20 protein-coding genes and 1 other RNA gene are annotated in these 21,194 nt (G+C 74.3%); 12 read left to right on the plus strand and 9 right to left on the minus strand.

The window, feature by feature from the left end:
• Window positions 1–84: 84 nt before the first annotated feature.
• Window positions 85–1,452 (minus strand): glutamate ligase domain-containing protein, encoded by a 1,368-nt coding sequence (locus ACQ5SO_RS06035; protein ID WP_430940683.1) that lies wholly within the window; start codon window positions 1,450–1,452, stop codon window positions 85–87.
• Complete coding sequence (locus tag ACQ5SO_RS06040) at window positions 1,449–2,465, minus strand: ATP-grasp domain-containing protein (RefSeq protein ID WP_430940684.1); 1,017 nt, start codon at window positions 2,463–2,465, stop codon at window positions 1,449–1,451. The genes ACQ5SO_RS06035 and ACQ5SO_RS06040 overlap by 4 nt, the downstream gene beginning before the upstream one ends.
• A 486-nt stretch (window positions 2,466–2,951) precedes the next feature.
• Here ACQ5SO_RS06040 and ACQ5SO_RS06045 point away from each other — a divergent pair, with 486 nt between their 5' ends.
• From ACQ5SO_RS06045 to ACQ5SO_RS06055, 3 genes are all read left to right on the plus strand, one after another.
• Window positions 2,952–3,995: a polyprenyl synthetase family protein gene (locus ACQ5SO_RS06045; protein WP_430940685.1), complete on the plus strand. Its 1,044-nt coding sequence runs from the start codon at window positions 2,952–2,954 to the stop codon at window positions 3,993–3,995.
• A 76-nt stretch (window positions 3,996–4,071) separates the two neighbouring features.
• Window positions 4,072–6,012 (plus strand): 1-deoxy-D-xylulose-5-phosphate synthase, encoded by a 1,941-nt coding sequence (gene dxs / locus ACQ5SO_RS06050; protein WP_430940686.1) that lies wholly within the window; start codon window positions 4,072–4,074, stop codon window positions 6,010–6,012.
• A gap of 374 nt (window positions 6,013–6,386) precedes the next feature.
• Window positions 6,387–6,854, plus strand: coding sequence for a restriction endonuclease (locus ACQ5SO_RS06055; protein ID WP_430940687.1), 468 nt, complete (start codon window positions 6,387–6,389; stop codon window positions 6,852–6,854).
• Between the two features lie 30 nt (window positions 6,855–6,884).
• On the opposite strand, the gene ACQ5SO_RS06060 is transcribed toward ACQ5SO_RS06055, so the two are convergent.
• Window positions 6,885–8,144, minus strand: a complete 1,260-nt coding sequence (locus tag ACQ5SO_RS06060) for a Hint domain-containing protein (RefSeq protein ID WP_430940688.1) — start codon at window positions 8,142–8,144, stop codon at window positions 6,885–6,887.
• A gap of 176 nt (window positions 8,145–8,320) precedes the next feature.
• On the opposite strand from ACQ5SO_RS06060, the gene ACQ5SO_RS06065 reads away from it, so the two are divergent.
• The 3 genes from ACQ5SO_RS06065 to ACQ5SO_RS06075 all read left to right on the plus strand — a co-directional run bounded on the left by ACQ5SO_RS06065 (window position 8,321) and on the right by ACQ5SO_RS06075 (window position 11,225).
• Window positions 8,321–9,049 (plus strand): TlyA family RNA methyltransferase, encoded by a 729-nt coding sequence (locus ACQ5SO_RS06065; protein ID WP_430940689.1) that lies wholly within the window; start codon window positions 8,321–8,323, stop codon window positions 9,047–9,049.
• A complete protein-coding gene (locus ACQ5SO_RS06070) occupies window positions 9,046–10,308 on the plus strand; it encodes a class I SAM-dependent RNA methyltransferase (protein WP_430940690.1) in 1,263 nt (420 codons plus the stop codon). Before ACQ5SO_RS06065 ends, ACQ5SO_RS06070 begins: the two co-directional genes overlap by 4 nt.
• A gap of 275 nt (window positions 10,309–10,583) precedes the next feature.
• Window positions 10,584–11,225 carry a retropepsin-like aspartic protease family protein gene (locus ACQ5SO_RS06075; RefSeq protein ID WP_430940691.1) on the plus strand — a complete coding sequence of 214 codons (642 nt, stop codon included), beginning with the start codon at window positions 10,584–10,586 and terminating at the stop codon, window positions 11,223–11,225.
• A gap of 571 nt (window positions 11,226–11,796) precedes the next feature.
• Here the strand turns inward: ACQ5SO_RS06075 and ACQ5SO_RS06080 are convergent.
• From ACQ5SO_RS06080 to ffs, 4 genes are all read right to left on the minus strand, one after another.
• Window positions 11,797–12,141, minus strand: a complete 345-nt coding sequence (locus ACQ5SO_RS06080) for a YbaB/EbfC family nucleoid-associated protein (protein ID WP_430940692.1) — start codon at window positions 12,139–12,141, stop codon at window positions 11,797–11,799.
• 95 nt (window positions 12,142–12,236) lie between these two features.
• The gene (locus ACQ5SO_RS06085) at window positions 12,237–14,168 is read right to left on the minus strand and encodes a DNA polymerase III subunit gamma/tau (RefSeq protein WP_430940693.1); all 1,932 of its coding nucleotides are present in this window, start codon (window positions 14,166–14,168) and stop codon (window positions 12,237–12,239) included.
• A gap of 175 nt (window positions 14,169–14,343) precedes the next feature.
• The gene (locus tag ACQ5SO_RS06090) at window positions 14,344–14,892 is read right to left on the minus strand and encodes a hypothetical protein (RefSeq protein WP_430940694.1); all 549 of its coding nucleotides are present in this window, start codon (window positions 14,890–14,892) and stop codon (window positions 14,344–14,346) included.
• 357 nt (window positions 14,893–15,249) lie between these two features.
• An RNA gene (gene ffs / locus ACQ5SO_RS06095) (signal recognition particle sRNA small type) lies at window positions 15,250–15,346 on the minus strand.
• Window positions 15,347–15,548: 202 nt separating this feature from the next.
• Between ffs and nudC the strand changes: the two genes are divergently transcribed.
• Window positions 15,549–16,532, plus strand: coding sequence for an NAD(+) diphosphatase (gene nudC / locus ACQ5SO_RS06100; protein ID WP_430940695.1), 984 nt, complete (start codon window positions 15,549–15,551; stop codon window positions 16,530–16,532).
• 17 nt (window positions 16,533–16,549) lie between these two features.
• Here the strand turns inward: nudC and ACQ5SO_RS06105 are convergent, their stop codons facing one another.
• Window positions 16,550–17,344: a pyrroline-5-carboxylate reductase family protein gene (locus tag ACQ5SO_RS06105; protein WP_430940696.1), complete on the minus strand. Its 795-nt coding sequence runs from the start codon at window positions 17,342–17,344 to the stop codon at window positions 16,550–16,552.
• Window positions 17,345–17,503: 159 nt separating this feature from the next.
• Between ACQ5SO_RS06105 and ACQ5SO_RS06110 the strand changes: the two genes are divergently transcribed.
• The 4 genes from ACQ5SO_RS06110 to ACQ5SO_RS06125 all read left to right on the plus strand — a co-directional run bounded on the left by ACQ5SO_RS06110 (window position 17,504) and on the right by ACQ5SO_RS06125 (window position 19,457).
• Window positions 17,504–18,106 (plus strand): PEP_CTERM-anchored TLD domain-containing protein, encoded by a 603-nt coding sequence (locus ACQ5SO_RS06110; protein ID WP_430940697.1) that lies wholly within the window; start codon window positions 17,504–17,506, stop codon window positions 18,104–18,106.
• Window positions 18,103–18,231 (plus strand): VPLPA-CTERM sorting domain-containing protein, encoded by a 129-nt coding sequence (locus ACQ5SO_RS06115; protein WP_430940698.1) that lies wholly within the window; start codon window positions 18,103–18,105, stop codon window positions 18,229–18,231. Before ACQ5SO_RS06110 ends, ACQ5SO_RS06115 begins: the two co-directional genes overlap by 4 nt.
• A gap of 147 nt (window positions 18,232–18,378) precedes the next feature.
• Entirely contained in the window at window positions 18,379–18,561 is a 183-nt protein-coding gene (locus tag ACQ5SO_RS06120; protein ID WP_430940699.1) for a hypothetical protein, read from the plus strand.
• A 326-nt stretch (window positions 18,562–18,887) separates the two neighbouring features.
• The gene (locus tag ACQ5SO_RS06125; RefSeq protein WP_430940700.1) at window positions 18,888–19,457 is read left to right on the plus strand and encodes a C-type lectin domain-containing protein; all 570 of its coding nucleotides are present in this window, start codon (window positions 18,888–18,890) and stop codon (window positions 19,455–19,457) included.
• A 78-nt stretch (window positions 19,458–19,535) separates the two neighbouring features.
• Here ACQ5SO_RS06125 and ACQ5SO_RS06130 read toward each other — a convergent pair whose 3' ends face one another.
• Window positions 19,536–20,381: a prephenate dehydratase gene (locus ACQ5SO_RS06130; protein WP_430940701.1), complete on the minus strand. Its 846-nt coding sequence runs from the start codon at window positions 20,379–20,381 to the stop codon at window positions 19,536–19,538.
• Window positions 20,382–20,685: 304 nt separating this feature from the next.
• Here ACQ5SO_RS06130 and ACQ5SO_RS06135 point away from each other — a divergent pair, with 304 nt between their 5' ends.
• Complete coding sequence (locus ACQ5SO_RS06135) at window positions 20,686–21,192, plus strand: c-type cytochrome (RefSeq protein ID WP_430940702.1); 507 nt, start codon at window positions 20,686–20,688, stop codon at window positions 21,190–21,192.
• Window positions 21,193–21,194: the final 2 nt, after the last annotated feature.

The raw sequence follows: 21,194 nt of genomic DNA on the forward strand, positions 1-21,194 counted from the left end.
GACCGGACAACTATCTCGCAGCCCTGAAGCTCGCATCCATCCGCATTTGGATTGCCGGGATATGAGTCCGCGTCCTAGGCGCGGTTACAGGAACCACAGGTCGGCGGGATCGCCCCCGGCCCAGGCCTGCCGGAACTCCTCGGCCAGGAACAATCCGCCGAGCACGGCCACGGGCCGCCCCTCGGCCGCCGCGATCCCCCGGGCCTCGGCGCAGGCCGCCGCGACATCCGCCGCCTGCGCCCGCACCTCGCCCGCCCCGAACATCTGCGCCAGCGCCGCCGGGTCGGCCCCGTGCTTGGACGCGGCGGCCAGGATCACGCCCCCGCCGAAGCGCCCGGCGACGGCGGCGCACATGCCCGCGATCTCCTTGCCCTCGGACGCGCCGAAGACCAGCAGCGCCCGTGAAAGCTCCACCGCCCCGGCCAGCGCCTCGACGGTGCGCGCCAGGCTCTCCGGCGTGTGGCCGACATCGATCCAGGCCTCGGGCGCGGCGCAGATCCGCTCCATCCGCCCCGGCCAGCGCAGGTCGCACATGCCGGGCAGCAGCCCGTAGCCGACATCGCCCCCGGCCCGCAGCGCGCCATGCAGCGCCCCCGCCGCCCGCGCCGCCGTCAGCGCGTTGTCCACCTGGTGCGCCGCGGCCATGGCGAAGCGCAGCGGCCCGCCGACCTGCCCCGCCGCCGCCCCGGTGAACCGCGCCGTGGTCCCCTGCGCGTCGACCTGCGCCGCGGCCCGGATCTCGTCCGCCACGAAGACCGTCTCGCGCCCCGCCAGCGCATTATGCGCCGCCAGCGCCAGCCGCAGGTCCTCGCCCACCGAGGGCGAGATCACGTTGATCCCCCCGGGCGCGATGGCGTCGAGCTTGTCATAGGCGATGATGTCCCGGCGCGACCCGAGGATCGCCGCGTGCTCGAGCTCCACCGAGGTCAGCGTCCCGATCCGCGCCCCGAGGCAGCGCACCGGGTCGAGCCGCCCGCCGATCCCGGCCTCCCAGACCATCGCGTCGGGGGCCTCCTCGGCGAACCAGAGGGCGGCGGCGAGGAACAGCGCCTCGAACGCGCCCATCCTGGCGCCCGGGCCCGCGCCCGGCCCCTCGGCATGGCGGCGCACCCGGGCGAGGGCGCGCAGGAAGGCGTCGTCGGAAATCTCCGTCCCGCCGATCGCGATCCGCTCGTTCAGACGCCGCAGGTGGGGCGAGGTGAAGAGGCCGGTGCGGATCCCCGCCGCGTCCAGCCCCGCGGCGGCGGCGGCGGCGGTCCCGCCCTTGCCCTTGCTGCCGGTGACCACGATGGAGCGCGCGCCGAGGGCCGCGAGGTCCAGCCCCTCGGCCGCCGCGAAGCCGAGGATGCGCGGCAGCGACGCGCCGTCCCCGAATTTCGGGAAGGCCGAGATCGCCTCGCGCAGCGCCGGGGCGGTGGGGGGGGCCGGGGAGGGGCCGGGCGCGGCGCTCATGCCAGCGCCTCTTCCAGCATCCGGGTCCAGAGCGACAGGATGATGTCGGACCGGCCCGCGCGCTCCAGCGCCTCCATCCCCGGGTTGCCGTTCAGCTCGATGATGGTGAAGCGCGCATGGCCCATGCCGGGGCCGTGGTCGAACAGGTCGACGGCGGCGAAGCGCAGGCCCAGCGCCGCGGCGGCGCGGATGGCGAGGGCGGCGGCCTCGGGGTCGGGCGCGTCCGTCACCTCCTCGGTCTCGCCCGAGGCCGAGAGGTTCCGGCGGCCCGACAGCGGGACCCGCGCGCCCGCTTCCGGGACCGATTCGGGCGGCGCCGACAGCGCGGTTCCAGGCCAGGGCGACAGGCCTTGCGCGGCCAGCGCCGCGTTCTCGGCCGCCAGCAGCGCCGCGACGGTGCGCGCGCCGTCGCCGACCAGCGCCGGCTCGGCCTTGTGGACCTCGTAAACCGCCTCGCCGTCGAACACCGCCACGCGCAGCTCCTCGCCCGCGATGCAGGACTGCACGAGGAAGCCGTCATGCTCCTCGCGCAGCCGGGCGATGTAGTCCGACAGGGCCACCGCGTCCTCCACCCGCTCGGCGAAATCCCCGCGCGAGCCGGTGTTGGGCTTGCAGAACACCGGCCAGCCGATCTCGGCCGCGAAGGCGAGGGCGTCGGCGGGGGTGGCGCCCGGCGGGCGCAGCGCGGCGAAGCGGTCGGTGCGGGCGAAGAACAGGCGGCCGGGGATCGCGGGCTGGCCGTCGGCGCGCAGGATGGTGGCGCTGTGCTGCTTGTCGCGGGCCAGCGAATGCGCGGCGGCGGAGTTCACGGGGAAGGCGCAGACCGCCCCCGCGCCCGAGGTGAAGCGCCGCCCGTCCCGCTCGATGCGGAACAGCCAGCCGCCGAGGTCGAGCAGCACCATCCGCGCGCCGATCTCGGCGGCGGCGGCGGCGGCGTGGCGGGTGACGGCCGGAACGCCGGGATCCTGGGCGATCTCGCGCGGGTCGCCGCGCCGGCCATCTTGCATCGTCATTCGGGGCTCGTCCTTCGGCGGTGCGGGAAAGCGCGCAGGGTAGAAGCAGCGTTTTGCGGGCGCCAGAGGGTCCGGGGCCCCGGCGGCCCGGGTGCGGCGACGTGCGGCGACCCGCGGCGGGGGGGCGGCGCCCCCGGGCGACGTGCGGCGGGGCGCGGCGGGGCCCGGCCGGGCCCGACCGGGAAGGCGCGCCGCCCCGGGACCCGCGCCCGACGGCGGCCGCCCGCGCCGCGCCGCCGGGGCGCCCCCGAGGGCCGCACGCCCTTCCCGCGCCTCCCTGCGCCTCGCCCCCGCCCCCCCGCGCCCCCCCCCGCGCCCCTCCGGCCCTCCACTGGCCCTCCACCGGCCCCGCACCCCCGACATGGCCCCGTTTTCCCCGCGCCTGCGCCCCTTGGGGGCCTTTCCTCCGCCGCGCGACGTGGTACACCCTCGGCCGACATCCCGGACCGATCCGGCGCAGCCGCGACTGACGAAAGGCCCCCTCGCATGAGCGCAACCGACGGCGCCCCCGTTCCCGGCGCGCAGGACATGACCGCGGACGCCCCCCGGTCCGACGCCCCCCGGTCCGACGCCCCCTGGACGGCGGCGGACGAGGCCGAGCTCTCGGCCCGCCTCTCGGAGGTCGCGCAGGCTGTGGAGGAGGCGCTGGACGCCCTGCTGCCCGCCGCGGGCGACAAGGTCGCCGCCGCGATGCGCCACGCCGCCCTCGGGGGCGGCAAGCGGCTGCGGGCGTTCCTCGCGGTCGAGGCGACGGCGCTGTGCGCCCCCCAAGGCGCCCCCGAAGGCGCGGACGTGGACGCCGCCGCGCTGCGCCCCGCCGCCCTGCGCGTCGCCGCCGCCGTGGAGTGCCTGCACGCCTATTCGCTGGTCCATGACGACCTTCCTTGCATGGATGATGACGACATGCGCCGCGGCCTGCCCACCGTCCACGTCAAATGGGACGAGGCGACCGCGGTCCTCGCCGGCGACGCGCTGCAGACGCTGGCCTTCGAGATCCTCGCCGACCCGGCCACCCATCCCGACCCGGCGCGCCGCGCCGCGCTCTGCCTCGGGCTCGCCCGCGCCTCGGGCGCGCAGGGGATGGTGCTGGGCCAGGCGCTCGACATCGCCGCCGAGACCGCCGAGACGCCGCTCGACCTCGCTTCCATCGAGCGGCTCCAGGCCCTCAAGACCGGCGCGCTGATCGCCTTCTCGGCCGAGGCGGGCGCGATCCTGGCCGAGCCGGGGGGCGCCGAGGACGCCGCCCCCGGCCGCGCCGCGCTGCGCCGCTTCGCCTCCCACATGGGCCTCGCCTTCCAGATCCAGGACGACGTGCTGGACGTGACCGGCGACGCCGAAGCCGCGGGCAAGGCGGTGGGCAAGGACGCCGAGGCGGGCAAGGCCACCTTCGTCTCGCTCCTCGGCCTTCCCGGCGCCCGCGCGCTGGCGGCCGAGGAGGTCGCGCGGGCCGAAACCGCCCTCTCGGGCTTCGGCGCGGCCGCGCGTCCGCTTGCCCTCGCCGCCCGTTTCGCCATATCGCGGAGCAAGTGACGCCGCAGGCCCGTCCCCGCCGCGCCCGTCCGCCCGCCACGCCGCCCCTTCGCGGCGCCAGCCGAAAGGCCCCGACTTGACCGATCAGCCGACCGCCCCGCACCGCCCCGACACGCCGACGCTGGACCGCGTGCGCCATCCCGCCGACCTGCGCGGGATGAGCGACGCCGAGCTGACCCGGGTGGCCGACGAGCTGCGCGAGGAGACCATCAGCGCCGTCTCGGTCACCGGCGGGCACCTGGGCGCGGGCCTCGGGGTGGTCGAGCTGACGGTGGCGATCCACGCCGTGTTCGACACCCCGCGCGACAAGCTGATCTGGGACGTGTCGCACCAGTGCTACCCGCACAAGATCCTGACCGGGCGGCGGGACCGCATCCGCACGCTGCGCATGGGCGGGGGCCTCTCGGGCTTCACCAAGCGGGCCGAGAGCGACTATGACCCGTTCGGGGCCGCGCATTCCTCCACCTCCATCTCCGCCGCGCTCGGCTTCGCCATGGCGCGCGAGATGGGCCAGGACACCGGCGACGCCATCGCGGTGATCGGCGACGGCTCCATCTCCGCGGGCATGGCCTACGAGGCGCTGAACAACGCCGGGCATCTCGGCAAGCGGCTGATCGTGATCCTCAACGACAACGAGATGTCGATCGCGCCGCCGGTGGGGGCCATGTCCTCCTACCTCTCGCGCCTCTACGCCGAGGCGCCGCTGCACGAATTGAAGGCGGCGGCCAAGGGCGCGCTCGAATTCCTGCCGCCGCCGATGCGCGAGGGCGCGCGGCGCGCCAAGGAGATGCTCAAGGGCATGACCGTCGGCGGCACGCTCTTCGAGGAGCTGGGCTTCGACTATATCGGCCCCATCGACGGGCATGACATGAACCAGCTTCTGCCCGTGCTGCGCACCGTGCGCGCGCGGGCCGACGGGCCGGTGCTGATCCACGCCATCACCCGCAAGGGCAAGGGCTACGCCCCCGCCGAGGGCGCCGCCGACCGCGGCCATGCGCGCGGCAAGTTCGACGTGATCACCGGCGAGGTGAAGAAGGCGCCGTCCAACGCGCCCTCCTACACCAAGGTCTTCGCCAACGCGCTGATCGACGAGGCGGAGCGGGACCCGAAGATCGTCGCCGTCACCGCCGCCATGCCCGACGGCACCGGGCTCGACCTGTTCGGCGGGCGCTTCCCCGACCGCTGCTTCGACGTCGGCATCGCCGAGCAGCACGCGGTCACCTTCTGCGGCGGGCTCGCCGCCGCCGGGATGAAGCCGTTCTGCGCGATCTATTCCACCTTCCTGCAGCGCGGCTACGACCAGGTGGTCCATGACGTCGCCCTGCAATCCCTGCCCGTGCGCTTCGCCATCGACCGCGCCGGGCTGGTGGGCGCCGACGGGCCGACCCATGCCGGGTCCTTCGACATCGGCTATCTCTCGGCCCTGCCCGGCATGGTGATGATGGCCGCGGCGGACGAGGCCGAGCTGGTCCACATGGTCGCCACCGCCGCCGCTTACGACGACGGCCCGTCTGCTTTCAGGTATCCGCGCGGCGAGGGCGTGGGGATCGAGCTTCCGCTGCACGGGACCCCGCTCGAGATCGGCAAGGGCCGGGTGGTGAAGGAGGGGACGAAGGTCGCGCTCCTGTCCTTCGGCGCGCGGCTGGAGGAGGCCCGCAAGGCGGCCGAGGAGCTCGACGCCATGGGCCTGTCGACCACCGTCGCCGACGCGCGCTTCGCCAAGCCGCTGGACCGCGAGCTGATCCTGCGCCTGGCGCGCGAGCACGCGGCGCTGATCACCATCGAGGAAGGCGCGGTGGGGGGCTTCGGCAGCCACGTCATGCAGCTCCTGGCGGAAGAGGGCGCGTTCGACCGCGGCCTGCGGATCCGCTCGATGGTGCTGCCGGACACCTGGCAGGACCAGGACAGCCCCGCGGCGATGTACGAGGCGGCGGGCCTGCAGGCGCGCCACATCGTTGCCAAGGCGCTGGAGGCGCTGGGCGAAGAGGGCGCGCGGGCGGCTGCGGCGCGGGGGTGAGGGGATCGCGATCCCGGACCATCAAGCGTTCAGGCGTTCTATTCTCCGCATCGACGCAATATGTGGTGGCGGGCCTTGCGGTGGGCGCAATAGGCTCCTATCTCCTCTCCACCCCCACAAGTGAGGGGAGAAAGGAAGGCTTCTCTTGGAAGCTTTTTTGACCTCCCTTAACTTGGAACTGTGAGGCACCACACTTGCAGAGGCTCTCATGTCGGGGAATGGGATATGGCCTGATGTGACCACCCCACCGGTGTGTGGGAGTCGCTCTGAGCCGGGTGGTGCCGGCGCAGTCTGGCCCTTTCGAAACGAGAGGGCAGGATAGGGCTGAAGGCGGGGCTCTGAGAGCCTGGCATGTTGGGACCGGACCCTAACGCATGACGCTTGGGCCCTTCGGAACCGATGTGCTTCACCCAAGAGGGTCCCGCCGTCCCGCCTGTGCCTCGTTCCACGACCTACAAACGAGCTTTTTTTTGGGGATCGGCTTGGAATGCCGGCGCTCCGGCGACGGCGGCATCGACGGGGTGGTGAACGAGGACGCGCTCGGCCTCGACGCCGTTTACGTGCAGGCCAAGCGCTACGCGCCCGAGAACAAGGTCGGCCGCCCCGCCCTCCAGGCCTTCGTCGGCGCCATGAGCGGCGAGAGCGCGACCAAGGGCGTGTTCGTCACCACCTCGGGCTTCACGCGCGAGGCCGAGGAGTACCTGCGCACCGTCTCGAAGCGGATCGTGCTGGTCGACGGCGCCCGCCTCGCCCGGCTGATGATCGCCCACGGGATCGGGGTGCGCGAACAGGAACGCTTCGTGGTGCTGGGCATCGACGAGGCGGCTTTCGACGACCTCTGAGGCGCGGCCCGGGCCGCCCCCCTGCCCCCGTCAGACCGCCGCGGCGCAGGCGGGCGCGACGCCCGGCCCTCCGTCTCCCGGCCCTCCGTCTCCCGGCCCTCCGTTCCGCGCCCCTCCGCACCCCGTCGCCGCCATGCCCGCCGCCCAGTCCCGCGCCTCGCGCCAGCGGAGCAGCGGCCGCGCGGGGGCGAAGGGCGGGGCCGCGCCGTCCCAGCCCCGCGGCGCCGCCCCCGCCGCCGCCAGCGCGGTGCGCAGCTCGCGCGCCATGCGCGGCCCCAGCATCCGCAGCGCCTGCGGGCCGGGCAGAAGGCTCTCGACCCAGACCCCCTCGGCCCGGATCACCTCGTGCCGCGCAAGCAGGAGCGTGACGTAGCGCGTCGCCCCGCGCCCCCCGGCGACCGAGACCCCCGGCAGCGGCCCGAGGCCCTTGGCCAGCGCCAGCGCCTCGGGCCCGCCGCAGAGCGCCTCGAGCCCGCCGCCGCGCAGCAGCGCCCGGTGCTGGGGCGAGAGGATCAGCGGCCGCGCCGGGATGCCGCCCGCCGCCCCGCCGCGCGCCGGGACGCCTCCTGCCGCCCCGCCCCCTGCCGCCCCGCCGCACCCCGCCCCGCCGCCCGCCGCCCCGCCCAGGATGGCGGGGCCCAGCGTCCCGGGCGCGATGCGCATCGGCGGCGGCGCGGGGGCGCTTCCGCCCCAGGCCACCCGCCGCCGCCCGACCCAGATCAGCGGCCGCGGCCCGTGGTCCAGCGTCTCCACCAGGTCCCCCGGCGCCAGCGCCTCGACCGGCCGCAGCCCCTCCGGCGTGTCGATCCGCGCGCCCGCGCCGATGCAGGTGAAGGCCGCGGCGGGGGCGAAGGCGGGGTCCAGCCGGTCGGCGAAATCCAGCTCCCCGTCATCATCGCCGACCCCGACCGTCGCCGCCTCGTCCGAGGCGTCATAGGTGATGTCGGTCGGCGTCGCGGGCAGCCCGGCAAGGTCGATGACGAGGTTGAGGTCCGAGATCACCAGGTGCTCGTCCCCCGCGGCGAAGCCCTGCTCCTCGTCCGGGCGCACGAAGACCGGCCCGCCCACCAGCGCGCCGGTCCCGTCATAGACGCTGACGATCTGGCCGTTCTCGAACTGCTCGGCGCCGACGGTCTGCGAGACCTCGATGGTGTAGACGTCGTCCGCGGTCCCCAGCGCCTGCGCGCCGGTCAGGGTGACCACGCGGTCGCCGTCGTTCCCCGACCCCGACATCAGGGTGTAGGAGCCGATCTGGTCGCCCCTGAGGGGGAATGTGGCCGTGTCCGCCATGCGCCGAAACCCGTTCCCGCAGCGGGGCGCCCCGGCCGCGCCGTCGCGGCGGGCGGCGCCCCCGGGGGCGCAGCATGGCGCAGAAGCCTTGGCGAAACCTTGCCCGCTCGCCAAAGCGCGTCCGCTGGCGTATAGGCTCGGCCCATCCCCAGCCCCCGCCAGGACCCGCCCCGCCCATGCGCCTCGACCAACGCCTCGCCGCACTCGGCCTCGCCGACAGCCGCGCCCGCGCGCAGGCGCTGATCGCCGCGGGGGTGGTGCGCGTGAACGGCGCCGCGGCGAAGAAGGCCTCGCAGAAAACCGCCGAGTCCGACCGCATCGAGGTCACCGAAAATCCCAACCCCTGGGTCTCCCGCGCCGCGCTGAAGCTGGCCCATGCGCTGGAGGTCTTCGGACTGAAGCCCCATGGCGAGGCGCTCGACGTCGGCGCCTCGACCGGCGGCTTCACCGAGGTGCTGCTGGCGCACGGCGCGGCGCGGGTCCATGCGCTGGACGTCGGCCACGGCCAGCTGCACCCGCGCATCGCCGCCGACCCGCGCGTGCGCAACCTCGAGGGGGTGAATGCGCGCGAGATCCCCGAAGGCCTGGTCCCGCCGGTGGACTGGATCGTCTCGGACGTGTCCTTCATCGGGCTGGAAAAGGCGCTGCCCGGACCGATGGCGCTGGCGCGCGACGGCGCCCGCCTCGTCGCCCTGATCAAGCCGCAGTTCGAGGCCGGGCCCGGCGCCGTCGGCAAGGACGGGGTCCTCAAGGACGACGCGCTGATCGCGCAGATCCGCGCCCGCATCCGCGGTTTCCTCGAGGGCGCGGGCTGGCGCGTGACCCATGAGGGCGACAGCCCCATCGCGGGGGGCGACGGCAACCGCGAATACCTGATCGCCGCCATCAAGGAGGGCCCGGCATGACCGAGACCCAGACCGAGCTGACCATCGACCGCCTCGGGCACCGGGGCGACGGCGTGGCCCATGGCCCGGAGGGGGAGGTCTTCGCGCCCTTCACCCTTCCGGGCGAGGTGGTGCGCGGCGAGGTTTCCGGCGGGCGCATGGCGGCGCCGAAGATCGCCGCGCCCTCCGCCCACCGCGTGAAGGCGCCCTGCCCGGCCTTCGGGCGCTGCGGCGGCTGCGCGCTGCAGCACGCCTCGGACGCCTTCGTGGCGGGCTGGAAGCGCGACGCGGTGGCCGCGGCGCTGGCCGCGCGGGGACTGCAGGCCGAGATCCTGGAGACGGCGACTTCACCGGACCGCTCCCGCCGCCGCGCGGTGCTGTCGGGGCGGCGCACCAAGAAGACCGTGCTGCTGGGCTTTCACGCCGCCCGCGACGCCGAGATCGTGCCGCTGGCCGATGCCTGCCCGCTGCTGCGCCCCGAGATCCTCGAGGGCCGCGCGGGGCTGGAGGCGCTGGTCGCCCGCGCCGCCTCGCGCAAGGGCGAGCTGCGGCTGTCGGTGACGGTGTCGCTGAACGGGCTGGACATCGCCGCCACCGGCGCCCGGCCGCTCGACGGCCCGCTGCGGCTGGACCTCGCGCGGCTGGCGGGGGAATTCGGCTGGGCGCGGCTGGTGGTGGATGACGAGCCGATCGCGACCGCCCGCCCGCCGCACCAGCCCTTCGGCAAGGCCCGCGTGGCCCCGGCGCCCGGCGGCTTCCTGCAGGCGACGGCGGAAGGCGAGGCGGCGATCCTGTCGGAGATCCGCGCCGTGGTGGGCAAGGCTGCCCGGGTGGTGGACCTCTTCTGCGGCGCCGGGGCCTTCGCCCTGCCGCTGGCCGAGACCGCCGAGGTGCTGGCGGTGGAGGGCGACGGCCCGGCGCTGGCGGCGCTCGAGGCCGGGTGGCGGGCCACCGGCGGCGCGCTGCGCAAGGTGGTTCCGCTGAAGCGCGACCTCTTCCGCCGCCCGCTGCTGGCGGCCGAGATGAAGGGGTTCCAGGCCGCGGTGATCGACCCGCCGCGGGCGGGGGCCGAGGCGCAGACGGCTGAATTGGCGGCGCTTGCGGCCGGCGGGATGCCGGGGCCGGAGCGCATCGCGGCGGTCAGCTGCAACCCCGCCACCTTCGCGCGCGACGCGCGGGCGCTGGTGGATGCAGGCTGGCGCATGGGCCCGGTGCGCCCGGTGGACCAGTTCCGCTGGGCCCCGCATGTGGAGCTGACGGCGGGCTTCACCCGCGGCTGAGGCCCGGGGGGGGGGACGCGCCGGGCGGCACGCGCCCGCCCTGCTCGCCTGATGCGTGCATGCAACGCATTCAGGTTGGGTTCAGCAAAAGGCGCAATTCGAACCGTCCGGCGGGCGTCTCAGGCTCGCTTTTCGATTCGACCGCATGTATCGTTCGGGGGAATTGGTCGCGAGCGGCGGGGCTTCGCCGCGGCGCGACTGGATTTCACGGCGTTCGGAGGCGTCAGAGCGTGATGTACAGCCTGGCATTCAGACTGGGAATCATGGGATGCGGGATGTTCTTGCTGAACGCCCTGTTCCCCGAGGCGCTGACCACCGGCGACGACATGGCCCGGCTGGCCTTCTTCGCGCTGCTGTTCCTCGTCATCGTCTCCTCCGCCTCGCTGCCGCGCCTTGAGAAAGGCCCCAACTTTCTCAGCGCCGCCGTGGTCTGGGCGGGCGCGTCCAGCGCGCTGCTCGCGGGCTTCGCGTTCGAGGACGAGCTGCGCGAGCAGTTCGACCGCCGCCTCGGCGCCCGCGCCTCGATGGCCGCCGTCGCCCGCGCCCCGGGCGAGGTGGAGATCACCCGCACCTGGGACGGCCATTTCCGCGCCTGGGTCGAGGTCGGCGACACCGCCGCCCCGTTCCTGATCGACACCGGCGCCTCCCTGGTGCTGATGCGCTGGGAGGATGCCGAGGCGATGGGCGTCGACATGGCCTCGCTGCGCTTCGAGATGCCGGTGCTGACCGCCAATGGCGAGGCGATGGTGGCCCCGCTGCGGGTGCCGCTGATGCGCATCGGCGCGGTCGCGGTGCAGGACGTGCGCGCCGCCGTCGCCCCGAAGGGCACGCTGCAGGGCGGGCTGCTGGGGATGAGCTTCCTCGGCCGGCTGCACGAGATGACCATCCGCGGCGACAAGGTGATCCTGAAGAACTGATCCCGCGGGTTCCACCGGGGGACGAAGGGGCGCCGCGTGCGCCCCTTTCGCGTTTACGCGCGCCGCGCCGCCTGCGCGACGCCATGGCCCCGGCCCGTCCCCCTGCCGCAAGCGCGCCGCGCCCCCGCGCCGCCGCGGCCCCCGCGCGCCGACGCCTGCCCGGGCGCGGCCGGGCGGGCGCGCGGGAGGGCCTGTCCCTCCCCGAGCCTGGCCGCATCGGGCGGCGAGGACCGGGGGCGCCGCCAGGGAGGGGGAGGCATCGGGGGGAGGCATCGGGGGAAGGCATCGGGGGAAGGCATCGGGGGGAGGATGCGGCCGCTCAGGGGGACAAGCCCCCGTTCGCGGCCGCAGGCGGCTGCGCCGCCGGGCGCCGATCCAGGCCGGGGCGCGGGATGGACAGCCTTCCGCGACGCCGCTGCACCCCAGGACGCCGCGCCCCTTGCGCCGCGTCCCCCAACCCGAGCGGGGCGTTCACCGCCGCCAAGGCCCGCCAAGACGCCCCCCCCCACCCAAACGCAAAAGGGCCGGCGCACCCGGCGCCGGCCCCTCGCTCAGCCCACCCTGCGGCGGATCAGAACGGCAGCTTCATGCCCGGCGGCAGCGGCAGGCCCTCGGTGGCCTTGGCCATCTCCTGCGCGGCCAGCTCCTGCCCCGCTTCCTGCGCGCTGCGCACGGCGGCGACGATCAGGTCCTCGACCGCCTCGCGGTCATCGGGGTTGAACAGCGACGGGTCGATGGAGAGCGATTTCAGCTGCCCCTTGGCCGAGACCGAGGCCTTCACCAGCCCGGCGCCGGATTCGCCGGTGGCCTCCAGCTCCTCGATGCGGGCCTGGGCCTCCTGCATCTTCTCCTGCATCTCCTTGGCCTTGCTCATCATCTTGGCCATGTCGCCAAGGCCGCCAAGTCCCTTCATCATCGCTCTCGCTCCTTGATGTCTCGGCCCGGCGGACGCGCGCGGCGGCCGGGCGGAAGGGGGCGCGCCGCAGCCGCCCCCGGCATGTCGTCAAACTCTCAGATGGGTTCGTCGTCGAACGGATCAACGGGTTCCCAGTCATCCCAGGGATCATCGGCGCCCTCGGGGGCCTCGCCGCCCGGGCCGGTCTCGATCAGTTCCGGCGTCGCCTTGATCTCGGCCCCCGGGAAGGCCGCCAGCGCGGCGGCCACCAGCGGGTGGCGCTTCAGGCTCGCCTGCACGTCCGCCGCCGCCGCGTCCCGCGTCTCGGCGATGGTCGGCGCCGCGGCGCCCTGCGACACGCTCACCACCCAGCGCGCCCCGGTCCAGGCCATCAGCCGCCGCGACAGCTCGGCCGCCAGGCCCTTCGGCGCCTTGTCCGAGGGCTGGAACGTGATCCGCCCCGGCTTGTAGGAGATCAGGCGCAGCCCGCGCTCCACATCCGTCAGCAGCCGCGCGTCGCGCTTGGCGCGGATCAGGCCCACGACGTCGTCGAAGCTTTTCAGCGCCGCCAGCGCCGCCGCCGCCTCGGGGTCGAGCGCCTCGGCCTCGTCCTCCGCCGCCCGCGGCGCGCCGCCGGCGACGACGCGCAGGGGCGTGCGGGTCTCGGGCGCCGCGCGGGCGAGCGCCTGGGCCGGGGTCAGCGCCATGGCCGTCACGGCGCCGTGCAGCGCGCCGCCGCCGCCCATCGGGCCGGGGCCGCCCTGGGCCGGATGCCCGCCGCCGCCGCCGCCGCCGCCGGACCCGCCGCCCGGGTGCATCCCGCCGCCGCCGGGACCCGGAGCGGGGGGCGAATTCTCCAGCCGCCGCAGGATGTCCTCGGGGCTCGGCAGCTCCGACACGTGGGTCAGTCGGATGACGGCCATCTCGGCGGCCATCATCGCGTTGGGCGCGCGGCCGACCTCCTCCATCGACTTCAGCAGCATCTGCCACATCCGCGCCAGCGGCCGCATCCCGAGCTTGCCCGCAAGCTCGCGCCCGCGATCCCGTTCCTCGGGCGGCACGGTGGGATCGTCGGCGCTTTCCGGCGCGATGCGGACCATCGAGATCCAGTGAGTCGCCTCGGCGAGGTCCCGCAGCACCGCCAGCGGATCGGCGCCGGACGCGTATTGCGCGGACAATTCCTCCAGCGCCGCGCGGCAGTCCCCGCGCATCACCGCCTCGAACAGGTCCAGAACCCGGCCGCGATCGGCCAGGCCCAGCATGTCGCGCACCTGCGCCGCCGTGGTCGCCCCGGCGCCATGCGCGATGGCCTGGTCCAGCAGCGAGAGCGCGTCGCGCACCGAGCCCTCGGCGGCCCGCGTGACCAGCGCCAGCGCGTCGGCGTCGACCTCGGCCCCCTCCTTGCCGCAAATGCCGGAGAGGTGGGCGATCATCACCTCCGGCTCGATCCGGCGCAGGTCGAACCGCTGGCAGCGGGACAGCACCGTCACCGGCACCTTGCGGATCTCGGTGGTGGCGAAGATGAATTTGACGTGCTCGGGCGGTTCCTCGAGCGTCTTGAGCAGCGCGTTGAACGCGCTGGTCGAGAGCATGTGGACCTCGTCGATGATGTAGACCTTGTAGCGGGCCGAGGCGGCGCGGTAGCGCACGCCGTCGATCAGCTCTCGGATGTCGCCGACGCCGGTGCGGGACGCGGCGTCCATCTCCAGCACGTCCACGTGGCGGGATTCGGAGATCGCCACGCAGGGCTCGCATTTCCCGCAAGGCTCCACCGTCGGGCCGCCCTGCCCGTCCTCGCCGATGCAGTTGAGGCCCTTGGCGATGATCCGGGCGGTGGTGGTCTTGCCCACGCCGCGCACGCCGGTCAGCACGAAGGCATGGGCGATGCGGCCCCCTTCGAACGCGTTGCGCAGGGTGCGGACCATCGCCTCCTGCCCGATCAGGTCGTGGAAATCGGCGGGGCGATACTTGCGCGCCAGCACCTGGTAGGCGCCGCCCCCGGGCCTGGCTTGCCGGGGGCTGTCGTCCTTGGGGCTGTCCTCGGCCATCTGGGCTCCTGCGCGCGCTCGGGAAGGTGGTGCGGGGCCGCCGCGGCATGTCCCCCGCGCGGCCGCCTCGAACCTATGCGAGCGGGGGGGCGGGAACAAGCGCGGACGGGCCGCCCGGGCGGCGGCGGGGCCGGGCGAGGCCCTGCCGGGCCCGCGCGCAAACCCCGCTCCCGCGTCAGTCCTCCGCGGCGGAGACCTTGAGCGCGTCGATGGTGCGGAACAGCGCCTCGCGCCCCGTGGCGGCGTCGGCCTCGTCAAGCCGGGCGACGAACACCCAGCTCAGGTCGATCAGATCGTCGGGGGCGGCGAAATGGATCACCCGCTCCACCCCGCCCTCATCCGCGCGCCAGCGCCCGCCCCAGACCCGCCAGGGCCGCCCGTCGGCATCCGCGATGGCGAAGGCGCCGCCATCGACCAGCTTCGCCTCCCAGCGGCCGAAGAAGGTGCGCAGCTCCTGCTGCTCGAACGCGGCGCGATGCGCCTCGATCACCGCCTTGCGCATGCGCGCGCCGGCGACGTCCGCGCTCTGGAACCGGCGGGCGATCAGGCTGACCTGCGCGGCGCCGTCGGGGGCGTTGAGCACCGCCGCCCCGATGTCGCGCCGCGGGCCGACCACGCGCTGGCGCACCAGGTTCCACCCCGCAAGCTGCGCCGAGTCGACCGAAATCCCGACCGCCTCTCCAAAATTCACGCCGTCCGCCCGGGCGACCGGGCTGTAAAACATGCCGATTAACGCGGCGATTACAAAAACATTACGAAACATGCTGGAACTTCCCCAAATCATTCCGCCCGCTCCCCTCACTCTCGTCTTACATCATATGCGCAATCCGCCCAATGATTTCAAATCATCCCGCGGCCGGCGCCGACCGGGGCGGCGGCGCGGACGGGCGGACGGGCGCTCGCGCGAACGGGAGAGGGGGGAACGGGAGGGGGACGGGAGGGGGGAGGTGCGCAGGCGGAAGGCGCGACCGGCGCGCGGGCCGCGCTCGTCCCGGGGCAGGTCCCGCCGCAACGAAAAAGGCCGCCCCCGCGGGGACGGCCTTTTCACGCGCACCCTTCGCATCGCTGCGGGGGGCGGCGGGGTGAGAGGCTGGAACGCGACCCAAGCGGGACTCGTTGCGGCTGCTTCCTTCCGGACCTGACCGGGTTGGCGAGGCGCTTGCCCACGCCAACCTCTCGAGGGTTCAGATAGCGGTCCGCGCGCCGGTTTTCAACCCCCGGAAAGCGTGAACCGGACGCAGCGCCCGTCGCCCCGCCGCCGCCGCCTCCCCGCGCTTGCCGGGACGGCCCCGAGGCGCCACTTTGCCGCTCGCCGCACGAGAAGCCGCACGAGAACAGGTCGGGTCCCCCGGCCGGACGCCCCGGGGAGGAACCGCCATCATGGACGCCGCCGAACGCTCGCCGCTCGAGACCATCACCTTCGCGGAAGGAACCCGCGACCGCGCCGACCACCTGCGGGCGCAGGCGGAGAAGCTCGCCGCCCTCGCCGCCGCGCCCGAGGCGCGCACCGTCCCGCTCTGGCGCGGCAAGCCGCTGTTCGACCTCTCCGGCCCCGACCCGGTGCTGGCCTGGCGCGAAGCGGGGGACCCGAGCCTCGCCGAGGCCGCCGAGCCGCCGATCTTCCTGGGGCTGGAGCAGGGCGCGGCGCGCTTCGCGCTCGACATCTCCCGCTCGAAGGCGCCCGAGGGGCCGGACGGCGCCCCCGGGGGCCTGTTCGACCGCTCGATGCAGGGCCACCCGGCGCTGGACGACACGCTTCAGTTCGCCGACCTGCGCAACATGATGGCGCGGATCTCCGGCCAGGACGCGGCCGACGCGGCGACGGCGCGCGGGATGATGGAATGGCACCGCTCCCACCGCTTCTGCGCCAAGTGCGGATCGCCCTCGGCGCCCGAGAACGGCGGCTGGCGGCGCGCCTGCACCGCCTGCGGGGCGCTGCATTTCCCGCGCACGGACCCCGTCGTGATCCAGCTGATCACCAAGGGCGACAAGCTGCTGCTGGGGCGGCAACCGTCGTGGCCGCGGGGCTTCTGGTCGCTGCTCGCCGGTTTCGTCGAGCCGGGCGAGAGCCTGGAAGCGGCGGTGCGCCGCGAGACCTTCGAGGAGACGGGGGTCGAGGTCGGCAAGGTGCGTTACCTCGCCAGCCAGCCCTGGCCCTTCCCCAACAGCCTGATGTTCGCCTGCGCGGGCGAGGCGCTGGGGACCGAGATCTTCATCGACGAGAACGAGCTCGAGGCCGCGAAATGGGTCTCGAAACTCGAACTGCTCGACGCGCTGGACGGGAACACTCCCGACCTCGTGCCCGGCCGCCCCGGCGCCATCGCCCATTCGGTGATCAAGGCGTGGTGCGAGGGGTGGATCTGAGGGCGGGCCTCCCTCCCTCAGCCCTTCCCCATCTCCCGCGCCCGCGCCGCCGCCGCGTCCAGGCTCGCATCCAGCGCCTCCTGGAACGGCGCCGCGCGCAGGGCGTTCAGCCCCGCCGCGGTGGTCCCGGCATAGTCGATCATCGCCTGCACCTGCGCCGCGGGCGGCGGCCCCTCGGCCAGCTCCGCCGCGGCGCCCTTCATCAGCATCCGCACCGCGCGGTCGGCGGCGCCCGCCTCCACCCCGCGCGCCTCGGCATGGGCGACGAGGGCGGCGGCGAAGGCGGCGGCGAAGCCCGGGACCGGGCCGGTCATCGCGGTGAAAAGGTCGATCTGCCCCTCGTCCGGGACCTCGGCCGAATCGCCCGTCGCGGCGAACAGGTCCTGCAGCACCGCCCGGTCCGCCTCCGTCACCCCCGGCCCCGCACACCAGGGCGACCAGGCCAGGCGCCGCGCGGCGGCGGGCGAGGACATCGCCCGCGCCACCCGGCCCGCCCCGGTCAGCGCCGCGATCCGCGCCATCGGCACACCGGCCATCACCGAGACCACCAGCGCGTGGGGGGCCTCGATGCCGATCCCGCCCGCCGCGGCGGGGGGAACCGACAGCACCACCACGTCCGACGCCGCCGCCAGCGCGGCATTGTCCGCCACCGCCCGCACCCCGAGATCGGCCAGCGCCGGCGCGGCGCCCGAGCGGCCCGAGACCGTCACCTGCGCCGCCGGGACGGTCCCGCTCTCGATCCACGCCCGTGCCAGCGCCGAGCCAAGCGCCCCGCCGCCGCCGATGATGCCGATCCGCACGCTTCGATCCATGGTCCCGCCCTTTCGCCTGCCGCCCTGTCCGGCCCCGACCCTCGCGCGCATCGGCGGCCCGGCGCAAGCCCGCCCGCGGCGCCGCGGGCGGCTTGACCGACCGCGCGCGCGGCGGTGAAGTGGAGCCAAGAAAACCGAGCCCGGCAGGAGGCCCCCCGCATGCGCCCCATCGCCCTCGCCCTCGCCGCGCTGCTTCTCGCCGCGCCCGCCCATGCCGCCACGGTCAACGGCGCCACGAGCACGCTGAGCGGCGCCCATGCGAACCAGCTCGAGGCCTGGCTCGGCCAGGGGACCATCGCGCTCGATCTTCTGTTCCAGAAGCAGGACGGCGACAGCTCGCGCGACTTCCACGCCGCGGCCGACGGCCAGGGCGCCACCTTCACCGTCGCGCGCCTCTCCACCGGCCACGTCATCGGCGGCTACAACCCGCGATCCTGGGACGCGGCGTCGGGCTGGGCGCTGACCCCCGACTACGCCGACCGGACCGCCTTCCTGTTCAACCTGACCACGGCGCAGCTGCTGCCGCAGCGCCTCGCCGGGACCAGCTTCAATTCGGGCGAGTACCAGAGCTTCAACGGCCTCGCCGACGGGCCGGTCTTCGGCGGCGGGGCGGACTGGTCCGTGGGCGGCGACCTGACCTCCTCCTACAGCAATCTCGGGGCCGATTACGGCGACGGGAGCCGCTTCGGCGACAACATCTACAACAACGGCTTCGTCGGCAGCCCCCCGGGGACGGCTCCACCCGCCCCGCCTTCACGGTGATCGAGCTCGAGGTGTTCTCCGTCTCCGCCGCCGCCGCCGCCGACGTGCCGCTGCCCGCCGCCGCGGGCCTGCTGCCGCTGGGCCTTGCCGGGCTGGCCCTCGCCGCCCGCCGCCGCAGGGGCTGAGCGGGGGCGGTTCTTCGGGAAATTTGACCGAGATCATTGAGCGACTCGCCCCGAATGCCTACGTCTTGAGCATTCCCGGCGGGCCTTGTCGCGCCGTCAGAACGCGCCGCGACGCCGCTCGCCGCCAACAAAAGCGGAGGATACGTCATGGATGCTCAAGCCGTCGAAGCCCACGCCATTCGCCTGTACGAAGCGCTCGGCCCCAAGGCCATCGCGCATGCCGCCCAGCGCGCGACCGAGGCGGACGATGCGGGCAAGCCGGATGACGCCCATTCCTGGCGCCGCATCGAGGAGCGGCTGAAGGAGCGGCGCGGCGCGCACGAAAGCTGAGCGCCCCGAGCGGGCGCCCGGGCCAGGCGCGCCGCGACGCGGGGAGGCGCTCGCGGCGGCGACCAGGCGCCCGAAGGGCCGGGGCATGCGCGCCCCGGCCTTTCTGCGTTCCGGCCCTTCTGCGTTCCGGCCCTTCCCTGCGGCCCCAACCCGTTCGCCCCCCCCGACGCGTGCCTGCTCCGGGCGCCGCAGCGGTTTCGCATCGCAACCGGTCCCCGACGAAACGCTGGCCCAGACTTAAAATTCAACGCAGACTGCGCTTCCATTGCCGGGAGTCTTCCGAGGGCGGGGCGCATTTCTCCGCCGCTTCCGGCGTGGGAGACGCCATGAAACGCATTGTTCTGACCGCCTGCGCGGCGGCGGCCTGCGCGGCCGGAAGCGCCGCCGCGGCGCCGGTCCAGTTCGCCGATAACGGGCACTGGTACGAATTGATCACCCCGGCGGCGGGCGTGACCTGGGCCCAGGCGCAGGCCGCGGCCGAGGCCACCAGCGTCGCGGGCGCCATCGGCCACCTCGCCACCATCACCTCGGCCGAGGAATGGGCCTTCGTCGACGGGACCGTGAACCCCACGGGCGCCCGCGCCTGGCTGGGCGGCACCGACGACGCCGCCTTCGGCACCGTCGAAGGCGCCTGGATCTGGGCCGTGGGGCCCGAGGCGGGCGACGCCTTCACCTTCACCGCCTGGGGGGTCGGAGAGCCGAACAACTCGGGCACCGAGAACTTCCTCGAGGGCTGGTGGAACCCCACCTGGAACGACATCCCGGGAACCTCGGTCCTCGGCTCCTACGTGGTGGAATATTCGGCCGCCGTCTCGGACGTGCCGCTGCCCGCCGCCGCGCCGCTGGCGCTGGTCGGGCTGGCCGCGCTGGGCTTCATCGGCCGCCGCAAGGGCTGAGCCGCCTCCCCGGGCAGGAATGCGAAGGGCCGGAGCCTCCGCTCCGGCCCTTTTGCGTGATCGCCGGGGCGCTCCCCCTCAGCCGATCTCGTCGCGGTAGGGATGCGCCGGGTAGACCCCGAGGATCTTCACGTAGGAGGTGAAGAAGGCCAGCTCCTCCAGCGCCAGGCGCACCGAGCGTTCCTCGGGGTGCCCCTCGATGTCGGCGTAGAACCGGGTGGCGGTGAACTGGCCGTCGACCATGTAGCTTTCCAGCTTGGTCATGTTCACCCCGTTGGTCGCGAAGCCGCCCATCGCCTTGTAGAGCGCGGCGGGCACGTTGCGGACCTGGAACACGAAGCTGGTCACCACCTTCGGCGCGCCCGGCTCGGCCTCGACCTTCTGGCGCGACATCACCAGGAAGCGGGTGGCGTTGTGCGAGAAGTCCTGGATGTTCGGCGCGATGATCTCGAGCCCGGTGACCTCGGCCGCCAGCTCCGAGGCCAGCGCGGCGCGGGTCGGATCGCCGTCGCGGGCCACCTGCGCGGCGGACCCGGCGGTGTCGGCGCCGGTGATCGGCTTGATCCCGTGCTCGGCCAGGAACTTGCCGCACTGGCCCAGCAGCACCGTGTGCGACTGCGCCTCCTTCACGTCCTCAAGCTTCGCGCCCGGAACGCCCAGCAGCTGGATGCGCACCGGCACGAAGGTCTCGTCGATGATGAACAGCCCGCTGTCGGGCAGCAGCCGGTGGATGTCGGCGACGCGGCCATAGGTGGAATTCTCCACCGGCAGCATCGCCAGCTTCGCCTCGCCCGAGCGCACGGCGGCGATCGCGGCCTCGAAGGTCGGCTTCGGCAGGGGCTCCAGCTCCGGGTGGGTCTGGCGGCAGGCCATGTGGGAATAGGCCCCCGGCTCTCCCTGGAATGCGATCTTCTCGGCGGTCATCACGGCGTCCTTCGGTGCGGCGGTCTGACCCGCGCCCGCCCCCCTTGCGCGGCGGCGCGCGTCGGGGGGCTGACAACGGGTCGCGCCTTATACGCCTTGCGGGCGCCCGGCGGAAGGCAGTATTCCCGCGGCTGAGCGACGCCGGAGTCGCGCTCGGGGCGAATCCGTCCGGGCGGCGATCCGGCCCGGAGCGGGGGCGGGAGAGGCCGCCGCGCCGGAGACCCCGCGAACCCCCGGCCGCCGCGCCGGGACGGACATGAGGCGGCGCGCCCCGACGCGCGCGAAACACAAGGGCGAATCCAGCATGGACTCGATGGAGATCAACAAGATCGTGGGCGCGACGGTCGGCGCGCTGCTGGTCTATCTCGGCGTCAACTTCTTCACCGAACTCGCCTTCACCCCGGCCGGCGGCCACGGGGATGAGCATCACTACGCCTACGCCCTCGAGATCGAGGAAGCCGGCGGCGGCGAGGAAGAGGTCGAGGTGCCCTTCGCCGAGCTGCTGGCCGCCGCGGACCCGGGCAAGGGCGCGCGCGTGTTCAACAAGTGCAAGGCCTGCCACAAGCTGGACGGCTCTGACGGCACCGGCCCGCACCTGAACGGCGTCGTCGGCCGCGACATCGCCGCCTCGGCCGGCTTCGGCTATTCCGGCGCCCTCTCCGGCATGGAAGGCGACTGGACCCCCGAGGAGCTGTCGGCCTTCCTCGAGAAGCCGAGCGCCTACGCCCCCGGCACCGCGATGTCCTTCGCCGGGCTCAAGAGCGCCGAGCAGCGCGCCGACCTGATCGCCTATCTCGCGACGCAGGAGTGACC

Origin of the sequence: Rhodovulum sp. DZ06, from assembly GCF_050586345.1 — a bacterium.
Lineage (GTDB): Bacteria > Pseudomonadota > Alphaproteobacteria > Rhodobacterales > Rhodobacteraceae > JBOCEF01.

What these genes read in the sequence shown, in the direction of transcription:
- ACQ5SO_RS06035 (WP_430940683.1), bottom strand. Translation starts at nt 1,452, where the DNA reads ATGAGCGCCGCGCCCGGCCCCTCCCCGGCCCCCCCCACCGCCCCGGCG.
- ACQ5SO_RS06040 (WP_430940684.1), bottom strand. Translation starts at nt 2,465, where the DNA reads ATGACGATGCAAGATGGCCGGCGCGGCGACCCGCGCGAGATCGCCCAG.
- ACQ5SO_RS06045 (WP_430940685.1), top strand. Translation starts at nt 2,952, where the DNA reads ATGAGCGCAACCGACGGCGCCCCCGTTCCCGGCGCGCAGGACATGACC.
- ACQ5SO_RS06055 (WP_430940687.1), top strand. Translation starts at nt 6,387, where the DNA reads ATGACGCTTGGGCCCTTCGGAACCGATGTGCTTCACCCAAGAGGGTCC.
- ACQ5SO_RS06060 (WP_430940688.1), bottom strand. Translation starts at nt 8,144, where the DNA reads ATGGCGGACACGGCCACATTCCCCCTCAGGGGCGACCAGATCGGCTCC.
- ACQ5SO_RS06065 (WP_430940689.1), top strand. Translation starts at nt 8,321, where the DNA reads ATGCGCCTCGACCAACGCCTCGCCGCACTCGGCCTCGCCGACAGCCGC.
- ACQ5SO_RS06070 (WP_430940690.1), top strand. Translation starts at nt 9,046, where the DNA reads ATGACCGAGACCCAGACCGAGCTGACCATCGACCGCCTCGGGCACCGG.
- ACQ5SO_RS06075 (WP_430940691.1), top strand. Translation starts at nt 10,584, where the DNA reads ATGTTCTTGCTGAACGCCCTGTTCCCCGAGGCGCTGACCACCGGCGAC.
- ACQ5SO_RS06080 (WP_430940692.1), bottom strand. Translation starts at nt 12,141, where the DNA reads ATGATGAAGGGACTTGGCGGCCTTGGCGACATGGCCAAGATGATGAGC.
- ACQ5SO_RS06085 (WP_430940693.1), bottom strand. Translation starts at nt 14,168, where the DNA reads ATGGCCGAGGACAGCCCCAAGGACGACAGCCCCCGGCAAGCCAGGCCC.
- ACQ5SO_RS06090 (WP_430940694.1), bottom strand. Translation starts at nt 14,892, where the DNA reads ATGTTTTACAGCCCGGTCGCCCGGGCGGACGGCGTGAATTTTGGAGAG.
- nudC (WP_430940695.1), top strand. Translation starts at nt 15,549, where the DNA reads ATGGACGCCGCCGAACGCTCGCCGCTCGAGACCATCACCTTCGCGGAA.
- ACQ5SO_RS06105 (WP_430940696.1), bottom strand. Translation starts at nt 17,344, where the DNA reads ATGGATCGAAGCGTGCGGATCGGCATCATCGGCGGCGGCGGGGCGCTT.
- ACQ5SO_RS06110 (WP_430940697.1), top strand. Translation starts at nt 17,504, where the DNA reads ATGCGCCCCATCGCCCTCGCCCTCGCCGCGCTGCTTCTCGCCGCGCCC.
- ACQ5SO_RS06120 (WP_430940699.1), top strand. Translation starts at nt 18,379, where the DNA reads ATGGATGCTCAAGCCGTCGAAGCCCACGCCATTCGCCTGTACGAAGCG.
- ACQ5SO_RS06125 (WP_430940700.1), top strand. Translation starts at nt 18,888, where the DNA reads ATGAAACGCATTGTTCTGACCGCCTGCGCGGCGGCGGCCTGCGCGGCC.
- ACQ5SO_RS06130 (WP_430940701.1), bottom strand. Translation starts at nt 20,381, where the DNA reads ATGACCGCCGAGAAGATCGCATTCCAGGGAGAGCCGGGGGCCTATTCC.
- ACQ5SO_RS06135 (WP_430940702.1), top strand. Translation starts at nt 20,686, where the DNA reads ATGGACTCGATGGAGATCAACAAGATCGTGGGCGCGACGGTCGGCGCG.